Annotated in this window: 17 protein-coding genes; 10 read left to right on the top strand and 7 right to left on the bottom strand. The window is 54.6% G+C overall.

The window, feature by feature from the left end:
• The first annotated feature begins 72 nt into the window (after window positions 1-72).
• Entirely contained in the window at window positions 73-1,068 is a 996-nt protein-coding gene (locus PYW49_RS20260; protein WP_320387355.1) for an acyltransferase, read from the top strand.
• Here PYW49_RS20260 and PYW49_RS20255 read toward each other — a convergent pair.
• The 4 genes from PYW49_RS20255 to xylA all read right to left on the bottom strand — a co-directional run bounded on the left by PYW49_RS20255 (window position 1,061) and on the right by xylA (window position 5,461).
• Window positions 1,061-1,981, bottom strand: coding sequence for a GlxA family transcriptional regulator (locus PYW49_RS20255; protein WP_320387354.1), 921 nt, complete (start codon window positions 1,979-1,981; stop codon window positions 1,061-1,063). The genes PYW49_RS20260 and PYW49_RS20255 overlap by 8 nt on opposite strands.
• Window positions 1,981-2,520, bottom strand: a complete 540-nt coding sequence (locus PYW49_RS20250) for an isochorismatase family protein (RefSeq protein ID WP_320387353.1) — start codon at window positions 2,518-2,520, stop codon at window positions 1,981-1,983. The genes PYW49_RS20255 and PYW49_RS20250 overlap by 1 nt, the downstream gene beginning before the upstream one ends.
• A gap of 103 nt (window positions 2,521-2,623) precedes the next feature.
• Entirely contained in the window at window positions 2,624-4,078 is a 1,455-nt protein-coding gene (xylB, locus tag PYW49_RS20245) for a xylulokinase (protein ID WP_320387352.1), read from the bottom strand.
• Window positions 4,079-4,138: 60 nt separating this feature from the next.
• Window positions 4,139-5,461 (bottom strand): xylose isomerase, encoded by a 1,323-nt coding sequence (gene xylA, locus PYW49_RS20240; RefSeq protein WP_134348435.1) that lies wholly within the window; start codon window positions 5,459-5,461, stop codon window positions 4,139-4,141.
• A gap of 371 nt (window positions 5,462-5,832) precedes the next feature.
• On the opposite strand from xylA, the gene xylF reads away from it, so the two are divergent.
• From xylF to xylR, 4 genes are all read left to right on the top strand, one after another.
• Window positions 5,833-6,825: a D-xylose ABC transporter substrate-binding protein gene (gene xylF, locus PYW49_RS20235; protein WP_047347624.1), complete on the top strand. Its 993-nt coding sequence runs from the start codon at window positions 5,833-5,835 to the stop codon at window positions 6,823-6,825.
• 72 nt (window positions 6,826-6,897) lie between these two features.
• Window positions 6,898-8,439, top strand: coding sequence for a xylose ABC transporter ATP-binding protein (locus tag PYW49_RS20230; RefSeq protein ID WP_320387351.1), 1,542 nt, complete (start codon window positions 6,898-6,900; stop codon window positions 8,437-8,439).
• Entirely contained in the window at window positions 8,417-9,598 is a 1,182-nt protein-coding gene (gene xylH / locus PYW49_RS20225; protein ID WP_134348398.1) for a xylose ABC transporter permease XylH, read from the top strand. The genes PYW49_RS20230 and xylH overlap by 23 nt, the downstream gene beginning before the upstream one ends.
• Before the next feature lie 33 nt (window positions 9,599-9,631).
• Window positions 9,632-10,810: a D-xylose utilization transcriptional activator XylR gene (gene xylR / locus PYW49_RS20220; protein WP_134348397.1), complete on the top strand. Its 1,179-nt coding sequence runs from the start codon at window positions 9,632-9,634 to the stop codon at window positions 10,808-10,810.
• A gap of 38 nt (window positions 10,811-10,848) precedes the next feature.
• Here the strand turns inward: xylR and PYW49_RS20215 are convergent, their stop codons facing one another.
• On the bottom strand, window positions 10,849-11,673 hold the full coding sequence (locus PYW49_RS20215) for a protein bax (protein ID WP_134348396.1): 825 nt from the start codon (window positions 11,671-11,673) through the stop codon (window positions 10,849-10,851).
• 314 nt (window positions 11,674-11,987) lie between these two features.
• Between PYW49_RS20215 and PYW49_RS20210 the strand changes: the two genes are divergently transcribed.
• A complete protein-coding gene (locus tag PYW49_RS20210; protein WP_320387350.1) occupies window positions 11,988-14,018 on the top strand; it encodes an alpha-amylase in 2,031 nt (676 codons plus the stop codon).
• A 189-nt stretch (window positions 14,019-14,207) separates the two neighbouring features.
• On the top strand, window positions 14,208-15,464 hold the full coding sequence (avtA, locus tag PYW49_RS20205; RefSeq protein WP_320387349.1) for a valine--pyruvate transaminase: 1,257 nt from the start codon (window positions 14,208-14,210) through the stop codon (window positions 15,462-15,464).
• A 4-nt stretch (window positions 15,465-15,468) separates the two neighbouring features.
• On the opposite strand, the gene PYW49_RS20200 is transcribed toward avtA, so the two are convergent.
• Both PYW49_RS20200 and yiaJ read right to left on the bottom strand, forming a co-directional pair.
• A complete protein-coding gene (locus PYW49_RS20200) occupies window positions 15,469-15,924 on the bottom strand; it encodes a 4Fe-4S dicluster domain-containing protein (protein ID WP_320387348.1) in 456 nt (151 codons plus the stop codon).
• A gap of 3 nt (window positions 15,925-15,927) precedes the next feature.
• Window positions 15,928-16,746 carry an IclR family transcriptional regulator YiaJ gene (yiaJ, locus tag PYW49_RS20195; RefSeq protein ID WP_320387347.1) on the bottom strand — a complete coding sequence of 273 codons (819 nt, stop codon included), beginning with the start codon at window positions 16,744-16,746 and terminating at the stop codon, window positions 15,928-15,930.
• Between the two features lie 224 nt (window positions 16,747-16,970).
• Here yiaJ and yiaK point away from each other — a divergent pair, with 224 nt between their 5' ends.
• The 3 genes from yiaK (at window position 16,971) to PYW49_RS20180 (ending at window position 19,525) form a co-directional block, all read left to right on the top strand.
• Window positions 16,971-17,969, top strand: a complete 999-nt coding sequence (gene yiaK, locus PYW49_RS20190; RefSeq protein ID WP_320387346.1) for a 3-dehydro-L-gulonate 2-dehydrogenase — start codon at window positions 16,971-16,973, stop codon at window positions 17,967-17,969.
• 10 nt (window positions 17,970-17,979) lie between these two features.
• Window positions 17,980-18,447 (top strand): YhcH/YjgK/YiaL family protein, encoded by a 468-nt coding sequence (locus tag PYW49_RS20185; protein WP_320387345.1) that lies wholly within the window; start codon window positions 17,980-17,982, stop codon window positions 18,445-18,447.
• A 151-nt stretch (window positions 18,448-18,598) separates the two neighbouring features.
• Window positions 18,599-19,525: a DUF4862 family protein gene (locus PYW49_RS20180; RefSeq protein ID WP_320387344.1), complete on the top strand. Its 927-nt coding sequence runs from the start codon at window positions 18,599-18,601 to the stop codon at window positions 19,523-19,525.
• Window positions 19,526-19,541: the final 16 nt, after the last annotated feature.

Below are 19,541 nucleotides of genomic sequence, written 5' to 3'. Positions count from 1 at the left end.
CTCAGAATTTTCCAAACGAAGACTTTTGGACAATGGTAGTCACACTCAATTTACAGGGAATACGAGGATCTGATGCAGTCAAAAATTAACTGGATTGATAACCTGCGAGGAATAGCGTGTCTGATGGTGGTCATGATCCACACGACGACCTGGTATATCACAAATGCGCACAGCATCAGCCCCGTTAACTGGGATATCGCCAATATTCTAAACTCTGCTTCACGCGTCAGCGTGCCGCTGTTCTTTATGATTTCCGGCTTTCTCTTTTTTGGCGAGCGTAGCGCGCAACCGAGGCACTTCATTCGTATCGCGGCCTGCCTGGGATTCTACAGTGCCATTGCCTTGGTCTATATCACCCTGTTCACCTCAATTAACGCCGGGCTATCGCTGAAATACGTGCTGCAAAAACCGGTGTTCTATCATCTGTGGTTCTTCTTCGCCATTATCGTTATCTATCTGGTCTCCCCCCTCATTCAGGTGAAAAATGTCAGCGGAAAAATGCTTCTGGCCCTGATGATGGTGATCGGCATTATCGCCAACCCGAATACGGTCTCGCAGAAAATCGACGGATTTGAATGGTTGCCGGTCAACCTCTATATCAACGGCGATACCTTTTACTACGTGCTTTACGGCATGCTGGGGCGCGCTATCGGCATGATGGACACGCAAAAACGCGGTCTGAACTGGCTCTGCGCGGCGCTGTTTATTGCTGGTGTGATCGTCATTGCGCGCGGGACGCTACATGAGCTGCAGTGGCGCGGCAATTTTGCCGATACCTGGTATCTGTATTGCGGGCCAATGGTCTTTATCTGTGCCGTTTCGCTGCTCACGCTCGCCAAAAACACTCTGAACACGCGTCCCCTGCCCGTACTGAGTATGATCTCGCGGCACTCTCTCGGGATTTACGGTTTTCACGCACTGGTGATCCACGCGCTGCGGACAAGAGGCGTAGAGCTAAAAAGCTGGCCGGTGCTGGATATTATCTGGATTTTTGCCGCTACGCTGGTTGTCAGCCTGCTGCTGTCGATGCTGCTGCAAAAAATAGACACACGCCGCTTCGTCAGTTAACGCTTCGCTGCCGGGCGCGATGGTACTGGCGTGGAGAGGAGAAGCCTGCCGCCAGTGAAGCCTGTTCCACACCGCGCCCCTGCAATAACCACTGCTCCGCCACCGCCAGACGCAGCTGCTCCAGATAATCGCGAACGCTAATCCCTAAATGTAACTGGAAAAGGCGGGTAAGGTGACGCGGGCTGACGTGCGCCAGCGCGGCGATATCTGGCACGCTCCACGCTTTTTGCGGCTCGGCGGTAAGCGCATCCTGCGCCCGATGGATGGCCGGATGAAGATGATTGCGGTAGCGTAGCCACGGAGATAGCTGAGGATCGTCACCGGAACGTCGGAACCAGACCACCATCTCACGCGCCACGGTCAGCGCCTTTTCGGGGCCGCACAGGCGGTTAATCATATGCAGCGCCAGATCGATACCCGACGTGATCCCGGCACTGGTCCAGATATTCTCATCCTGCACAAATATCCGGTTTTCTTTAATCGTCGCCGTGGGAACCGCGGTACGTAGACGGCTAATAACGTCATGGTGAGTTGTGCACTGTCTGTTATTCAGCAGGCCCGATTTCGCCGCCAGCAGTGCCCCTGAACAGACGCACATCACGGTGATATCCTGGCGCTGGATCTGCGGCTGCAGGCGCATCAGCCAGTGCTGAATCTGCTGCGCCTGCGGCGTGGAGAATTGAGAGCGGGAGTCGCTCACCCCCGGCAGGACCAGCAGGCTGCCGGGAGGCAGGCTTTCGGGCAGCGGCTTAATGCCGCTCATCGTCAGGCCTATCGACGTCGGAACCTCAGGTTGCGGGCCAATATAGTGCAGACGAAACGCGTCGCCAGCCAGCACAAAGGTCTCTGCCGGGCCCGTCATATCTAATGACAGCACCCCAGGCAACATCACGAACCAGACGTCGATGCGCATTACAGTGACTCCAGCGTCTCCGCTACCGTTTTAATCTCGGCAAAACGCCCGGCCAGTACCGTTTCGGTACGATGGCGAATTTCCGCTGCGCTAAGGGTAATGCCCTTGTACGTCATGGGAAACGTCAGCGTTGCCTCGCTCACAAAGGTCACAGCATAACCCAGATCGGATGCCACCCGTGCGGTGGTTTCACAGCATTGTTCAGTACGAATGCCGCAGATAATCAGCTGGTTGATATCACGTTCACGCAGCCAGCGGTCGAGCCCGGTATCCGTGAAGGCATTATGGACGTGTTTCTGGAAAACCACATCCGGCTGATGACGCAAAAAGGCCATCGGTTTGACATAGCCGCTTTGCAGCGTGAAGGGGCCGTCTTCATCAACATGAAAAATATCAACGACCGGAATACCGCGCGCTTTGCAGCCTTCAATCAGCCCCAGCATCGCCTGCTGAAAGGCAGGAATTTCGTCTTCCTGCCAGTAATGACGATGATGGAATGACTGCTGAGTATCGATGTTGATTAATGCAATGCGTGACATGATGGTTCTCCTCGCCAGTGGGTGTGACACCATACTGGCAAGGAAATAAAGGCACGCACAGACCAAAAAAGGACATCGTCGTGCCTCTGTCGGACAAGCGTGTTTACGACATCAGCGGCAGTAACTGCTGATAGATTTTGCGGAACACGTCGCGCCTTTCCGCGTAACGCGCATGGCGTGCCGCGTCAGGCAAATGCGCCTGTTCAAGCGTAAGCTGCGGCAACAGTTGCGAAAGCGGTTTTTCCGGGTTCATGGCTATCTGCGCCAGTCGCGCTGCGCCGAGCGCTGGCCCGACATCGCCACCGGTGCGAAAATCCAGCTGTAACCCGCTGATATCCGCCAGCATCTGTCGCCAGTACGGGCTTCGCGCGCCGCCGCCTATCAGGGTGACGCTTGCCGGTTTCAGGCCACAGTCATGCACCACGTCCATCCCGTCGGCCAGTGCATACCCCACGCCTTCCAGAACCGCACGCGCCAGTTCAGCCGGGCCATGCTGATGGGTTAAGCCAAAGAACACCCCTTTCGCTTCCGGGTTGTTATGCGGCGTACGCTCTCCAGAAAGATACGGTAAAAACCAGACTGTACCCGCACCGTCATCCGCCTGCTGGGCCGCGGAAATGAGCGCCGGAACGTCGGCCATGCCGGTGAGCTTTGCCGCCCAGTCCAGGCAAGAGGCTGCACTGAGCATCACCGACATCAAATGCCACTTCCCCGGAAGGGCATGGCAGAAGCTGTGCACAGCGCTTTCAGGATTGCTGCGGTACCCGTCGCTGACGGCAAAATAGACGCCAGACGTTCCCAGCGAAAGCATGGCCTGCCCTGCCTCAACCATGCCGACACCGACAGCCCCCGCCGCGTTGTCACCGCCCCCGGCAACCACCGGTACGGCAGGCATATTCCAGCGTTCAGCAACCGCTGGCAGCAATGTGCCTGTCACCTCACTACCTTCAAACAGCGCGGGCATATGTTCACGAGTCAGATGGCAGGCATCCAGCATCGCCTCACTCCAGTCACGTTTCGCCACGTCGAGCCACATCGTGCCGGCGGCATCGGACATGTCGGAAGCAAAATCGCCCGTCATACGAAAGCGCAGATAATCTTTTGGCAGCAAAACTTTTGCCACCTGACGGAAAATGTCCGGTTCGTGGCGCTGAACCCACAGCAATTTAGGCGCAGTAAAGCCGGGCATCATCAGGTTGCCGGTAATCTCGCGAGAGGCAGGAACACGCGTCTCAAGAAGTGCACACTCTTCTGCACATCGGCCATCGTTCCAGAGAATGGCTGGACGGAGCACACGATGCTGACTGTCCAGCAGCGTAGCGCCGTGCATTTGGCCGGCAATCCCCAGCGCGTTGACGTCACGCAGACTGTGTTGTTCACCTAAGGCCTGTATTGCACGATCCGTCGCCTGCCACCACTGCTCCGGATCCTGTTCCGACCACAGCGGATGCGGACGTGAAACCTGCAGCTTTTCTGTCTGCGTTGCTAACACGTCGCCCTGCTCGCTTAACAGGATGGCTTTCACACCCGATGTGCCAAGATCGATCCCGATGTACATATAGTGGATTCCTTAACTGAAAATGCCCGGTGGCGCTGCGCTTACCGGGCCTACATGCTGTTATTTATCGAACAGGTAGTGATTGACCAGATTTTCCAGCAGTTCCTGGTGCCCGCTCTGGTGCTGCGGTGCCAGTTTATTTTGTTCAGCGTACTTCGCAATTTCCGCCAGCGATAACTGGCCTTTCAAGATTTGCTGACCCAGCTCACTGTTCCAGCCGCTATAACGCTTCGCTACGCGTTTATCCAGCTCGCCGTCTTCAATCATGCGCGCGGCCACTTTCAGCGCCAGCGCCATCGTGTCCATCGCGCCAATGTGGCCGTAGAACAGATCGTATTTATCGGTGCTCTGGCGACGCACTTTGGCGTCAAAGTTCAGGCCGCCGGTGGTGAAGCCGCCCGCTTTGATGATTTCGTACATCACCAGCGCATTCTCTTCCACGCTGTTTGGGAACTGGTCTGTATCCCAGCCCAGCTGCGCATCACCACGGTTAGCATCGACAGAGCCGAAGATACCCAACGCAATCGCAGACGCGATCTCATGGTGGAAAGAGTGGCCCGCCAGGGTGGCATGGTTGGCTTCAATGTTAACTTTAATCTCTTTTTCCAGGCCGAACTGCTTCAGGAAGCCATACACCGTCGCTACATCGTAATCATACTGGTGCTTCGTCGGTTCCTGTGGTTTCGGCTCAATCAGCAGCGTGCCGCGGAAACCGATTTTGTGCTTATGGTCGACAACCATCTGCATAAAGCGCCCAATCTGCTCGCGCTCCTGACGCAGGTCGGTGTTCAGCAGGGTTTCATAGCCTTCACGGCCACCCCACAGGACATAGTTTTCACCGCCCAGCTGATGCGTGGCGTTCATTGCCGTCACCACCTGCGTAGCCGCCCAGCTAAACACTTCTGGATCCGGGTTGGTTGCCGCACCCGCGCCGTAGCGAGGATTAGTGAAGCAGTTTGCCGTGCCCCATAGCAGCTTCACGCCACTCTGCTGCTGCTTCGCAGCCAGCACATCCACCATCTGCGCAAAGTTGTTCAGGTACTCTTTCAGCGATGCGCCTTCCGGCGACACGTCAACGTCATGGAAGCAGTAGTACGGCACATTCAGCTTGTGGAAGAACTCAAACGCCACATCGGCTTTACGTTTCGCCAGCTCGATGGCCTCACCCGGCTGTTGCCACGGACGGTCAAAGGAACCCACGCCGAACATATCGGCGCCGTTCCAGCAGAAGGTATGCCAGTAACAGGCGGCAAAGCGCAAGTGATCTTCCATGCGCTTACCCAGCACCAGCTCATCCGGGTTGTAGTGACGAAATGCTAAAGGATTGGTCGTTTTTGGGCCTTCGTAACGAACACGATCGAGTTGGTCGAAATAAGCTTGCATATTGAGCTCCATAATCAGGGTATGCGGCGAGTCGTTGATACAGGAGTAATAGTGAATAGACATTTTGGGTTGCTCAATTACGTTATTTCACACTGCTATTGAGAGAATGCACAACTGTGCGCTGGCTCGCAAAATAAAGCGCAGGCAAACTATTTTTCGGTGTTTATTCCAGAATCAAATGTAATTAATAGGTTACGCATTTTAAAACCCGATCGCGGTCATAAATTCAGAAATAAACCAAATATCATAATGAGAAGATAAAAATCTGTAATTGCCAGCGGGCCTTTCCACGTTAAAAATTTGCTGCGTCTCAGCAGTGAATGTTTCTTTTATCTCAGCAACACATACCCCTACAAAAAGGCCTAATAATTATGAAGATAAAGAACCTGACCCTAACGCTCTGCACTACGCTCCTGCTTGCCAGTTTTGCCGGTCATGCCAAAGAGGTCAAAATTGGTATGGCGATTGACGACCTGCGTCTGGAGCGCTGGCAAAAAGATCGCGATATTTTTGTTAAAAAAGCAGAATCACTTGGCGCAAGCGTGTTTGTTCAGTCGGCTAACGGCAACGAAGAAACGCAAATGTCGCAAATTGAGAATATGATCAACCGTGGCGTTGATGTCCTGGTCATTATCCCCTATAACGGCCAGGTATTAAGTAACGTGGTGAAAGAAGCCAAACAAGAAGGCATAAAAGTTCTGGCCTATGACCGCATGATTAATAATGCGGATATTGATTATTATATTTCGTTCGATAATGAAAAAGTCGGGGAATTACAGGCGCAAAGCTTGATCGATAAAGTGCCTCAGGGCAATTATTTCCTGATGGGCGGTTCCCCGGTGGACAACAACGCCAAACTGTTCCGTGAAGGGCAAATGAAAGTCCTTAAGCCGTACATCGACAACGGGAAAATTAAAGTGGTTGGCGATCAATGGGCCGACGGATGGCTGCCAGAAAACGCGCTGAAAATTATGGAAAACGCGCTGACGGCCAACAACAACAAAATTGATGCGGTCGTGGCCTCCAACGATGCCACCGCAGGCGGTGCTATTCAGGCTCTGAGCGCCCAGGGGCTGGCCGGAAAAGTCGCCATCTCAGGGCAGGATGCCGATCTGGCTGGTGTAAAACGCATTATCGCAGGCACCCAAACCATGACGGTCTACAAACCGATTACCCAGCTTGCCAATACGGCGGCGGAAATCGCCGTGGAGCTGGGCAATGGTAAGCAACCGAAAGCAGACGCAACGCTGAATAACGGGCTTAAAGACGTTCCGGCTCGTCTGCTCACGCCAATTGAAGTCAATAAAGAGAACATTGACGCCACCGTCATCAAAGATGGTTTCCACAAGAAGAGCGAACTGTAATCCGGCGCGGCCCCTGCTCTGCGGGGGCGCATCACGTTGTACTGTTCTTCCCTCGGGTTATGTGGAGCAGTTATGCCTTATTTACTTGAAATGAAAAGCATCACCAAGCGCTTCGGCATGGTGAAAGCCGTCGATAACGTCAGTCTCCGGCTGAACCCCGGCGAGGTGGTTTCTCTGTGTGGCGAAAACGGTTCGGGCAAGTCAACGCTGATGAAAGTGCTGTGCGGGATCTACCCACACGGCAGTTACGAAGGCGAAATCGTCTTTGCCGGCGAAGTTATCCAGGCGACGCACATTCGCGATACCGAACGTAAAGGCATCGCCATCATCCACCAGGAGCTGGCACTGGTGAAACATCTCACCGTGCTGGAGAACATTTTCCTTGGGGCCGAAATTTCCCGCCACGGCGTACTGGATTACGACACTATGACGCTGCGCTGTGAAAAGCTGCTGGCACAGGTGAGCCTCAACATTTCACCGGATACCCGCGTGGGGGATCTGGGCCTTGGGCAACAGCAACTGGTCGAAATAGCGAAAGCGCTTAATAAACAGGTCAGGCTGCTGATCCTTGACGAGCCAACGGCCTCGCTCACCGAACAGGAAACCGCGGTTCTGCTCAATATCATCCGCGACCTGCAAAATCACGGTATCGCCTGCATCTACATTTCGCACAAGCTGAACGAGGTTAAAGCTATTTCGGACACCATCTGCGTGATCCGCGACGGGCAACATATCGGCACGCGTGAAGCCGCGGGCATGAGTGAAGATGACATCATCACCATGATGGTGGGCCGCGAGCTGACGGCGCTCTACCCTAATGAGCCTCACACCCAGGGTGACGAAGTGTTACGCGTGGAAAACCTGACGGCATGGCACCCTGTTAACCGACACATCAAGCGCGTCAATAACGTCTCGTTTTCTCTTCACAGCGGCGAAATTCTCGGCATTGCGGGACTCGTCGGCGCCGGGCGTACCGAAGCCGTACAGTGCCTGTTTGGCGTGTGGCCGGGGCGCTGGGAGGGCACTATTTATATCGACGGCCAGCCGGTGAAAATCGATAACTGCCAGCAGGCAATTGCCCGCGGCATTGCCATGGTCCCGGAAGATCGTAAAAAAGACGGCATAGTGCCGGTCATGGCGGTAGGTAAAAACATTACGCTTGCGGCACTCGATCGATTCTCAGGTGCACTGAGCAGCCTGGACGATGCCGCAGAGCAGCAGTGCATCCTTCAGTCGCTTGCCAGACTGAAGGTAAAAACATCCTCACCGGAACTGGCCATTGGCCGGCTGAGCGGCGGCAACCAGCAGAAGGCGATTCTGGCGCGCTGCCTGCTTCTCAATCCACGCATATTAATCCTTGATGAACCAACGCGCGGGATTGATATCGGAGCCAAATATGAAATCTACAAACTGATTAATCAGCTTGTACAGCAAGGGATTGCCGTCATTGTCATTTCGTCTGAGTTACCCGAAGTGCTCGGCCTGAGCGACCGCGTGCTGGTCATGCACGAGGGAAAACTGAAAGCCAACCTGATTAACCATAACCTGACGCAGGAGCAGGTGATGGAAGCCGCTTTAAGGAGCGAACGTCATGTCGAAAAGCAATCCGTCTGATATCAAAGTCGCTGTTCCGACGCCCGGTGCGTTCGCGGGGCTAAAAGCGTTGAACCTGCAGGTTTTCGTGATGATCGCGGCAATTATCGTCATCATGCTGTTCTTTACCTGGATGACCGATGGTTCTTACTTAAGCGCGCGTAACGTCTCTAACCTGCTCCGCCAGACTGCCATCACCGGCATTCTGGCCGTGGGCATGGTGTTCGTGATTATCTCTGCGGAAATCGACCTGTCGGTCGGTTCGATGATGGGACTTCTCGGCGGTGTGGCGGCCATTTTTGACGTCTGGCTTGGCTGGCCGCTGCCACTGACCGTGGCGGTCACGCTGGTATTGGGGTTGGTACTGGGCGCCTGGAACGGCTGGTGGGTCGCCTACCGTAAAGTGCCGTCGTTCATTGTCACCCTGGCGGGGATGCTGGCCTTCCGTGGGATCTTAATCGGCATCACCAACGGCACCACCGTCTCCCCCACCAGCGCGGCAATGTCGGAGATTGGCCAGAGTTACCTCTCAGATAGCATAGGTTTTACGATCGGTGTGATTGGGTTGCTGGCGTTTGTTGCCTGGCAGTGGCGTGGTCGTATGCGCCGTCAGGCGCTGGGTCTGGCTTCTACGGCGTCAACGTCTGTAGTGGGGCGTCAGGCGCTCACGGCAGTCATTGTGCTGGGCGCAATCTGGCTTCTTAACGACTATCGCGGTGTCCCGACACCCGTACTGCTGCTGGCGCTTCTGCTGCTGGGCGGCATGTTTATGGCCACGCGCACCGCGTTTGGCCGCCGTATTTATGCGATTGGCGGCAACCTTGAGGCCGCCCGTCTGTCGGGTATTAACGTCGAACGCACCAAACTCGCGGTCTTCGCCATTAACGGCCTGATGGTCGCCATCGCCGGGTTGATCCTCAGCTCGCGTCTGGGGGCCGGTTCGCCCTCCGCCGGTAACATTGCCGAGCTGGATGCTATCGCCGCCTGTGTTATTGGTGGCACCAGCCTCGCAGGGGGTATCGGTAGCGTGGCGGGAGCAGTCATGGGGGCATTTATTATGGCTTCGCTGGATAACGGGATGAGTATGATGGACGTCCCGACGTTTTGGCAGTATATCGTCAAGGGGGCCATTCTTTTACTGGCAGTCTGGATGGACTCGGCAACCAAGCGACGGGCCTGATAACGGTATTGTGACTTAATTGGGAAGTGAGCCATGTTTGAAAAGCGTCACCGCATTACGTTGTTATTCAATGCCAATAAAGCCTATGACCGTCAGGTTGTAGAAGGTGTTGGTGAATATTTGCAGGCGTCGCAATCCGAGTGGGATATCTTTATTGAAGAAGATTTCCGCACCCGTCTGGAAAACATCAAAGACTGGCTGGGCGACGGCGTCATCGCCGACTATGACGATCCCGTCATCGAGCAACTGCTGACCGACGTCGACGTCCCGATAGTGGGCGTCGGCGGCTCCTACCATTCGCCCGAACACTATCCGCCGGTCCACTATATTGCTACCGATAACCATGCCCTGGTCGAGGCCGCCTTTCTCCATTTAAAAGAGAAAGGCGTTCACCGCTTCGCGTTTTATGGCCTACCCGCTACCAGCGGCAAGCGCTGGGCCGTTGAGCGCGAACACGCGTTTTGCCAACTGGTCGCGCAGGAGAAGTATCGCGGCGTGGTGTACCAAGGGCTGGAGACCGCGCCGGAAAACTGGCAGCACGCGCAAAACCGCCTGGCGGACTGGCTGCAAACGCTGCCGCCGCAAACCGGAATTATCGCCGTGACGGACGCCCGCGCGCGCCACGTACTGCAGGTCTGCGAACATTTACACATCCCGGTGCCTGAAAAACTGTGCGTGATTGGCATTGATAACGAAGAACTGACCCGCTATCTGTCTCGCGTGGCGCTCTCCTCTGTTGCACAAGGAACGCGTCAGATGGGCTACCAGGCGGCGAAGCTGCTGCATCGTCTGCTGGATAAAGAATCTCTGCCGCTTCAGCGCTTGCTTGTACCGCCTGTCCGCGTCGTAGAGCGTCGCTCAACCGACTATCGTTCCTTAAGCGACCCCGCCGTTATTCAGGCCATGCACTATATTCGCAACCATGCCTGCAAAGGGATTAAGGTCGATCAGGTGCTGGATTCGGTGGGCATTTCGCGTTCGAATCTGGAGAAGCGCTTCAAAGAAGAAGTGGGCGAAACCATTCATGCCGTCATCCACGCTGAGAAGCTGGAAAAAGCCCGCAGCCTGCTCATCTCCACGTCACTGTCGATCAATGAAATCTCGCAGATGTGTGGTTACCCGTCCCTGCAATATTTCTATTCGGTGTTTCGCAAAGAGTATGACACCACACCAAAAGAGTACCGGGATCGCTACAGCGAGGTGCTGATATAGAAAAGAAAACGCCTTCCAGTGGAAGGCGTTTTTTGAGATTACATGTGGGCGGCGATTAAGCGCTGGTTATCCTGGTACATGGCGAACAGATAGTTGTTATAGCTCTGTCCCTTCGTCGAATACCCTTTCAGCTTGTGGATCATCGTACTGGCCGTCACTTCCTGATCCGCTTTACGCAACTGCGCGCGTGATTTACGGAATGAGGAGTAGGCCGGGTGCGTGTTCAGATTCACCACGTAGGCACTCACGGAATCTTTCACTGATTCAAACTGAGAATAGCCTTTCACCTTGCCTGGTGCATTGTTACAACGACCTTTCCCACACTTCATACCGAAGAGGTTGTTGTTGCTGCGCGCCAGCTTAGAAGTACCCCAGCCACTTTCGGCAGCAGCCATGGTCGCAACCATGCTACCCGGGATGATATCCACACGCTCAAGGAGAGCATTCCACGGCACACGACGCGTGTTACCGTTCCAGCTCAGCTTGTAGCGCTTCGTGATATCTTTAAGACGCGCGCGTTCTGACGGCGACCAGCGGCTGTCGTACTGTTTTGAAATCAGCCAGTTACGATCCGCAGTAATCGCGGCATTTTGACTCGTGATGTAAGGCATTACCGTCCGGAGAAACGCTTTTTTCCTTGGTGTTCCGGAAGGGTATTTTCGCAAATCAGGAAGTGAACTACTCTTTGCACTATTGCGAGAATACTCTTGTTTACTGCTAACCTTACTACTTGTCGTCTGTATTACGTGGGCTTTCTTACTCGTTGTATCCGTGTGCGTCTTCGCAAGCACCTCACCCGAAAATGCCGTGGTGAGTAACATGAGTATCGCAGCCCCATATCGTCGAATGGGAGTCGATATCATTAGGTCTCCTGGTCGGATGTAATCATCCCAACACCTTATTTTTTTCACAAATTTGAGAGCGGAATCTCAAATTATATCAAAAATAGACTTCAAGAGCACGTATAGAAATAGTCCAATTCCGAAACTATGTCATCTAAAAAGTGCTCACAAAAACACCATTCCCGAAAAAATGTGTGCGGTATCGCAGTTAACTGCTTAATTTTGCGCGGGATCACTCATCCTCACGCATCCTCCTGGCAGAAAGCGGTCGGGGATGAGTTTTTACCCTCCGCCTGATGGCACACTGGTCAAAAATGCCGCGACAGGAAAATGGAATGAAACGCACCGCAATAGCCTTTCTGATGTTACCCGCACTGGCACATGCAGACTGGTCATCGCCCGGGTTTACTGCATTTAGTCCCGAAGGCACGGGGATTTTCACCAGCCAGGCAAAGCTTGCGAAGGGTACGCGCCCTTTGACAGTGAGTTTTGACAACACGTGCTGGCAGCCCTCAGAAGCGATAAAACTCAACGAGATGCTGTCGCTCAAACCCTGTGAAGCCACACCGCCCCAGTGGCGCCTGTTCCGCGACGGTGAATACCAGATGCGGATTGATACCCGATCCGGCACGCCCACCCTGCTGCTGACCATTCAGAGTGCCGCAGAACAGCCGGTGGCAAACGTTATCCGCCAGTGCCCGAAGTGGGACGGTAAACCGCTGACGCTGGACGTAAGCCATACCTTCCCGGAAGGCTCCGTGGTGCGCGACTACTACAGTAAACAGACGGCGACGGTGCAGAATGGCAAAATCACCCTGCAGCCAGCCGCCAACAGTAACGGCCTGCTGCTGCTTGAACGCGCCGAAACCGACAAGCCTGCGCCGTTCAGCTGGCAAAACGCCACCGTCTATTTCGTACTGACTGACCGTTATGTGAATGGCGACCCAGGCAACGACAACAGCTATGGCCGTCATAAAGATGGCATGCAGGAGATCGGCACGTTCCATGGTGGCGACCTTAAGGGACTTACCAGCAAGCTCGATTATTTACAGCAGCTGGGCGTGAACGCCCTCTGGATAAGCTCTCCGCTTGAGCAGATCCACGGCTGGGTTGGGGGGGGAACCAAAGGTGATTTCCCGCACTACGCCTATCACGGCTACTATACCCAGGACTGGACGACGCTCGACGCCAACATGGGCACCGAAGAGGATTTACGTCATCTTGTTGATGAAGCGCATAAACGCGGCATTCGCATCCTGTTTGATATCGTGATGAACCATACGGGCTACGCAACGCTTGCGGACATGCAGGAGTACCAGTTTGGCGCCTTGTACCTGCAGGGCGATGAACTCAAAAAGACGCTGGGAGAACGCTGGACGGACTGGAAGCCGGACGCGGGCCAAAGCTGGCACAGCTTTAACGACTACATCAACTTTAGCGATAAAGCCGCATGGGAAAAATGGTGGGGTAAAAAGTGGATCCGCACCGACATTGGCGATTACGACAACCCTGGCTTCAATGATTTAACCCTGTCGCTGGCGTTCTTACCCGACCTCAAAACGGAATCCACCCCACCTTCCGGGTTACCTAACTTCTATCAACACAAGCCCGATACCCATGCGAAAGCCATTCCGGGATATACCCCGCGCGATTACCTGACCCACTGGCTCAGCCAGTGGGTACGTGAATACGGCATCGACGGTTTCCGGGTGGATACCGCGAAGCACGTTGAGCTTGCGGCATGGCAACAGTTGAAAGACCAGGCAAGCCAGGCGCTGGCCGCCTGGAAAGGCGCGAATCCGGATAAAAAGCTCGACAACGCGCCATTCTGGATGACCGGCGAATCCTGGGGCCATGGGGTCATGCAGAGCGATTACTACCGCCACGGTTTTGATGCGATGATCAACTTTGATTATCAGGAGCAGGCGGCAAAAGCAGTGGATTGCCTGGCCGATATGGACCTCACGTGGCAGCAGATGGCGGAAGAGCTGCAAAGCTTCAATGTGCTGAGTTATCTCTCTTCGCATGACACGCGCCTGTTCCGTGAAGGCGGCCAGCGCGCGGCCGAGCTGCTCCTGTTAGCGCCGGGTAGCGTACAAATCTATTACGGGGATGAATCTGAACGTCCGTTCGGCCCGACGGGCTCCGACCCGCTGCAGGGCACCCGCTCAGATATGAACTGGCAGGACGTGACGGGCAAACAGGTCTTAACCGTCGCCCACTGGCAGACGCTGGGTCAGTTCCGCGCCCGACATCCCGCGATAGGCGAAGGCAAACAAACCACACTGTCGCTGAAAGAAGGGTATGGCTTCGTGCGCGAGCATAATGGCGATAAGGTGATGGTGATATGGGCAGGTAATCAATAACGGCTCACTCCAGTACCCTCTCCGACAAGGAGAGGGTTAGGGTGAGAGCAAATCCCCAGAACTATTCACTAAAAAAATCCAAAGCCACCCTATAAAACAACAAATCCGACCACATCACCCGATTTGCACCAACACGGTGCTAGCGTTATGGTTACCCACTTTCAAAATCAGCCCGACAGATCACCTGCTATGACGTTTTCACTTTTCGGCGACAAATTTACCCGCCATTCAGGCATTACTCGCCTGATGGAGGACCTCAACGACGGGCTGCGCACACCAGGCGCAATCATGCTCGGCGGCGGAAACCCGGCTCAAATCCCGGAGATGAATACCTATTTCCAGACCCTGCTCGCTCAGATGCTGGAAAGCGGCAAAGCAACCGATGCGCTTTGCAATTACGACGGCCCGCAGGGTAAAACCGAACTGCTGGCACTCCTCGCCGAAATGCTGCGTAAAGAGCTGGGCTGGGATATCGAACCACAGAATATTGCACTGACAAACGGCAGCCAGAGCGCATTTTTCTACTTGTTTAATCTGTTCGCCGGACGTCGCGCCGACGGCACCACCAAAAAAGTGCTGTTCCCGCTAGCCCCGGAGTATATCGGCTATGCCGATTCGGGCCTGGAAGAGGACCTGTTTGTCTCCGCGCGCCCGAACATTGAGCTGCTGCCGGAAGGCCAGTTCAAATATCACGTCGATTTTGAACACCTGCATATTGGTGAAGAGACGGGCATGATCTGCGTATCACGCCCGACGAACCCAACGGGCAACGTGATCACCGACGACGAACTGATGAAGCTGGATGCGCTGGCGAATCAGCACGGCATTCCGCTGGTGATCGATAACGCCTACGGCGTGCCGTTCCCGGGCATTATCTTCAGCGAAGCACGCCCGCTGTGGAACCCGAACATTGTCCTGTGCATGAGCCTCTCCAAGCTGGGCCTGCCGGGAAGCCGCTGCGGCATCATCATCGCCAATGAGAAAATCATCACCGCCATTACCAATATGAACGGCATCATCAGCCTTTCGCCGGGCGGCATTGGCCCGGCGATGATGTGCGAAATGATCAAACGCAACGATCTGCTGCGTCTGTCCAATGAGGTGATCAAACCGTTCTATTACCAGCGCGTTCAGGAGACGATTGCGATACTTCGCCGCTACTTACCAGAAGAACGCTGCCTGATCCACAAACCTGAAGGGGCGATTTTCCTGTGGCTGTGGTTTAAGGATTTGCCTATCACCACCGAACTGCTTTACCAGCGCCTGAAAAAGCGCGGCGTGCTGATGGTGCCGGGCGACTACTTCTTCCCGGGTCTGGATAAGCCGTGGCCGCATACGCACCAGTGCATGCGCATGAACTACGTGCCCGATCCGGATAAAATCGAAGCGGGTGTCAAAATTCTGGCTGAAGAAATTGAGAAAGCCTGGCGCGAAGACGGTCAGTAAAACCTTACGCCAGATGACGTTGCCGCTCGGCGCGTAATCTGGCGGGATCAACACAGCGCAACGCGTGGGTTGGACAGGCTTCCACACAGGCCGGTCCGCCTTCGCGATGCATGCACAAATCACATTTCACCGCTTGCGCCCTGTTTCCCTCCAGCCTAACCTGCATCGCCCCAAACGGACACGCCACCATACAGCTTTTGCACCCAATACAGCGCGTCTGCTCAACGAGCCAGGCTCCTGCAGTGCGGCGAATAGCATGGGTTGGGCAGACGTTGGCACACGGCGCGTCCTCGCACTGATGACAACCCACTGTCGTGGTGTAAGAACCGCCCTTCACCACCCGAAGGCGGGGCATAAAGGCATTTGCGGAGACGGCGTCCTGATGCGACACCGCACAGGCCGCTTCGCAGGTGCGGCACCCGATGCATTTTTCCGCATCCGCCATGATAAATCGGTTCATGTGTTATGCCTCGCGCACGTTAAAACCCAGCTCTCTTGAGATAGCCTCTGCCGTTTCGCGCAGCGGCTTGAGTAAGTTCTTCTCACCCACCTGCTTCATGCGCGACGTCGAAAGCGAAATAGAAATCGCATACGGGACGCGGCCGTGGATATCAAACACCGGCACGGCAATACAGGAGACGCCCAGCTCGTTCTCTTCTTTATCCATCGCCATGCTGCGATCGCGAATTTCCGCCAGCTCATCGTACATGGCACTCAGTGCAGTGATGGTGTTGCGCGTCAAAGGTTGGATCTGTTCCTGATGGCTTTCCCAGTAGCTCGCCACATAATCCTGATGACCAAACGCCATGTAGATCTTGCCCATCGCAGAGCAGTACAGCGGCATATGCTGACCGATATAAGCACGCGTGCGCAGCATACCGGTTGTCGGTTCAAGCTTATAAATCAGGATGGCGTGGTCGTCTTCCCGGCTGGAAAAGTTCACCGTCTCGCCAGTGGCAATATTCAGCGCTTCAAGGTGCGGCGCCGCCACGTGGATGATATTGAGCGAGGACAGCGCCTTTTGCCCGACGGCGATAAATTTAGTAGTCAGCCGATAGCTACCCGCCGCGGGTGCTGGCGTAACGTACCCACACGACTGCAACCCCTGCAACAGCCGGTGCACGGTGCTCTTATTCAGCCCCGCAAGTTCCGATAAATGCGCAAGCGGACACCCGTTCGGATAGTTACTGAGGATCTCAATCAGCATCAGGCCGCGAAACAAGCTCTGGCTACCTGCTGGCCTTTCTTTTTCTTGCGTCATTTCGCTCTCTTTCATGCTCATTAAATGGCTCCTTTTTATCGCGCCCTGATGGTAGCGCAAAGTGTGGTTCAGTTCACGATCTCAACAGAAAAAACACAACCGTTTGATTTTAATCGATTTTGAAAAACATGAATGTCGTTGATCTGGCAAAATTTGATCGCTATATTTGAAATCAGATTTCGCATAGTGAAATTTAGCGATAAAAAAGCACTCGCACTTGCCCTTAAAAAAACAGGAGAACAGGGATGAAAGTGACCTTCGAAGAGTTGAAAGCGGCGTTCAATCGGGTTCTTCTCGATCGCGGTGTCAACGCGGATACCGCAGACGCCTGCGCGGAAATGTTTGCCCGCACCACGGAATCCGGCGTCTATTCACACGGCGTCAACCGCTTCCCGCGTTTTATTCAGCAGCTTGACGCTGGCGACATCATTCCCGACGCCCAGCCCAAACGAGTGACGACATTAGGGGCTATCGAACAGTGGGACGCCCAGCGCTCAATCGGCAACCTGACGGCGAAAAAGATGATGGATCGCGCCACTGAGCTGGCATCCGATCACGGCATTGGTCTGGTGGCACTGCGTAACGCTAACCACTGGATGCGCGGCGGCAGCTACGGCTGGCAGGCGGCGGAGAAGGGCTACATCGGCATTTGCTGGACCAACTCCATTGCCGTCATGCCCGCGTGGGGATCAAAAGAATGCTGCATCGGCACGAACCCGCTGATCGTTGCCATTCCCTCCAGCCCGATCACCATGGTCGATATGTCGATGTCGATGTTCTCCTACGGCATGCTGGAAGTGAATCGCCTTGCCGGGCGCGAGTTGCCGGTAGATGGCGGCTTTGACGACGAGGGTAATCTCACCCGAGAGCCCGGCGTGATTGAGAAAAACCGCCGGATTCTGCCAATGGGTTACTGGAAAGGTTCAGGTTTATCCATCGTGCTCGACATGATCGCCACCCTGCTCTCCAACGGCTCTTCCGTCGCGGAAGTGACGCAGGACAACAGTGACGAATACGGCGTGTCTCAGATCTTTATCGCCATCGAGGTTGATCGCCTGATCGACGGTCCGACCCGCGATGCCAAACTGCAGCGCATCATGGACTTCATCACCACCGCCGAACGCGCTGATGAAAATGTCGCCGTTCGTCTGCCGGGGCATGAGTTCACCCGTTTGCTTGAAGAGAACCGCCGCAACGGCATCACGGTAGACGACAGCGTGTGGGCGAAAATCCAGTCTCTGTAAGGAGTAGGCCATGATATTCGGACATATTTCGCAGCCAAATCCGTGTCGCCTGCCGCGGGCGATTGAAAAAGCGTTAGATTTTCTGCGTACCACAGATTTCAGCATGCTACAGCCGGGTGTCGTTGAAATTGAGGGGCGCAACATCTTTGCCCAGGTGCTCGATCTCACCACCCGGGAACAGCACGAGAATCGCCCGGAAGTGCATCGCCGTTATCTGGATATACAGTTTCTGGCCTGGGGTGAAGAGAAAATCGGTATCGCCATTGATACCGGCAATAACGAAATAAGCGAATCATTACTGGAACAGCGGGATATTATTTTTTATCACGACAGCGAACACGAATCGTTTATCGAAATGATACCCGGCAGTTATGCCATATTTTTCCCGCAGGATGTACACCGTCCTGCCTGTATTAAAAACAAGGAATCCGCAATTCGTAAAATTGTGGTGAAAGTGGCAATCAGCGAATTAGATTAATTTTCTGATATACCCTAAATAATTCAAGTTGCAGGAAGGCGGCAAGAGAGTGAATCTCCAGGAGCTTACATAAGTAAGTGACTGGGGTGAACGAGCGCAGCCAACGCACATGCAACTTGAAGTATGACGGGTATAAATACAGGAACGCGAAATGACCAATACCAGTTTTATTATTGGTGCGTACCCCTGCGCACCCTCGTTTCACCAGAAAGGGGAACAAGAAGAACAAACCTTCTGGCGGGAACTTTCCGACACGCCCAACATCCGTGGGCTGGAACAACCTTGCCTGGAAAACCTCCATCCGTTTGGTGATGAATGGTTGTTCCGTCATACGCCTGGGAACTGGCAAATCGTCGTCACCGCGGTAATGGAAACCATGCGCCGCCGCGGCACTCACGGCGCGTTTGGCCTGGCGTCTGCTGACGAAGAACAGCGTAAAGCATGCGTTGAATATTACCGCCATCTGCATCAAAAGATTAGTGCGGTTAACGCCCGTTTTCCCGGCAAAGTGATCGCCCTGGAAATGCAGGCAGCACCGCAGGCGGGCAATGCTTCAGTTGAGCAGGCTACCGAGGCGTTCGCCCGTTCCATCCGTGAAATCGCGGGCTGGGACTGGCCCTGCGATCTTGTGCTGGAACACTGCGACGCCATGACGGGACCCGCGCCGCGTAAAGGCTTCCTGCCCCTGGCGCAGGTGCTGGAGGTGGTGAGAGGAACGGACATCAGCGTTTGTATCAACTGGGCGCGCTCGGCCATCGAAGGCCGTAATACGACCCTTCCGCTTGAACATGTTCAGGCCGCGCTCGATGCCGGGAAACTGGGAGCCTTGATGTTCTCGGGTACGACCGCCCTGGGTGCGTACGGAGAATGGCAGGATCTGCACGCGCCGTTTTCTTCGTTCTGCGCCGACAGTTTGATGTCCACTGAACACGCAAAATCACTCTTTACTGCGGCGAGCGCCGCAACATTGAAATTCTCCGGTATTAAGTTACTGGAAATAAATGCTAATGCTGACGTCAACCATCGCATTGCTATTTTGCGCGACGGCATTAGCGCCATGAAAAAAGCAACACAATAACAATTAAAAAATCGTA

The organism is Enterobacter chinensis, assembly GCF_034008295.1.
GTDB classification, from domain to species: Bacteria; Pseudomonadota; Gammaproteobacteria; order Enterobacterales; family Enterobacteriaceae; genus Enterobacter; species Enterobacter chinensis.
The sequence above is the reverse complement of the archived record's forward strand: the minus strand, read 5'-3'. Positions and strand labels throughout refer to the sequence as shown.

Coding starts and splice junctions, on each gene's coding strand:
- PYW49_RS20260 (WP_320387355.1), top strand. CDS start 73: ATGCAGTCAAAAATTAACTGGATTGATAACCTGCGAGGAATAGCGTGT.
- PYW49_RS20255 (WP_320387354.1), bottom strand. CDS start 1,981: ATGCGCATCGACGTCTGGTTCGTGATGTTGCCTGGGGTGCTGTCATTA.
- PYW49_RS20250 (WP_320387353.1), bottom strand. CDS start 2,520: ATGTCACGCATTGCATTAATCAACATCGATACTCAGCAGTCATTCCAT.
- xylB (WP_320387352.1), bottom strand. CDS start 4,078: ATGTACATCGGGATCGATCTTGGCACATCGGGTGTGAAAGCCATCCTG.
- xylA (WP_134348435.1), bottom strand. CDS start 5,461: ATGCAAGCTTATTTCGACCAACTCGATCGTGTTCGTTACGAAGGCCCA.
- xylF (WP_047347624.1), top strand. CDS start 5,833: ATGAAGATAAAGAACCTGACCCTAACGCTCTGCACTACGCTCCTGCTT.
- PYW49_RS20230 (WP_320387351.1), top strand. CDS start 6,898: ATGCCTTATTTACTTGAAATGAAAAGCATCACCAAGCGCTTCGGCATG.
- xylH (WP_134348398.1), top strand. CDS start 8,417: ATGTCGAAAAGCAATCCGTCTGATATCAAAGTCGCTGTTCCGACGCCC.
- xylR (WP_134348397.1), top strand. CDS start 9,632: ATGTTTGAAAAGCGTCACCGCATTACGTTGTTATTCAATGCCAATAAA.
- PYW49_RS20215 (WP_134348396.1), bottom strand. CDS start 11,673: ATGATATCGACTCCCATTCGACGATATGGGGCTGCGATACTCATGTTA.
- PYW49_RS20210 (WP_320387350.1), top strand. CDS start 11,988: ATGAAACGCACCGCAATAGCCTTTCTGATGTTACCCGCACTGGCACAT.
- avtA (WP_320387349.1), top strand. CDS start 14,208: ATGACGTTTTCACTTTTCGGCGACAAATTTACCCGCCATTCAGGCATT.
- PYW49_RS20200 (WP_320387348.1), bottom strand. CDS start 15,924: ATGAACCGATTTATCATGGCGGATGCGGAAAAATGCATCGGGTGCCGC.
- yiaJ (WP_320387347.1), bottom strand. CDS start 16,746: ATGAGCATGAAAGAGAGCGAAATGACGCAAGAAAAAGAAAGGCCAGCA.
- yiaK (WP_320387346.1), top strand. CDS start 16,971: ATGAAAGTGACCTTCGAAGAGTTGAAAGCGGCGTTCAATCGGGTTCTT.
- PYW49_RS20185 (WP_320387345.1), top strand. CDS start 17,980: ATGATATTCGGACATATTTCGCAGCCAAATCCGTGTCGCCTGCCGCGG.
- PYW49_RS20180 (WP_320387344.1), top strand. CDS start 18,599: ATGACCAATACCAGTTTTATTATTGGTGCGTACCCCTGCGCACCCTCG.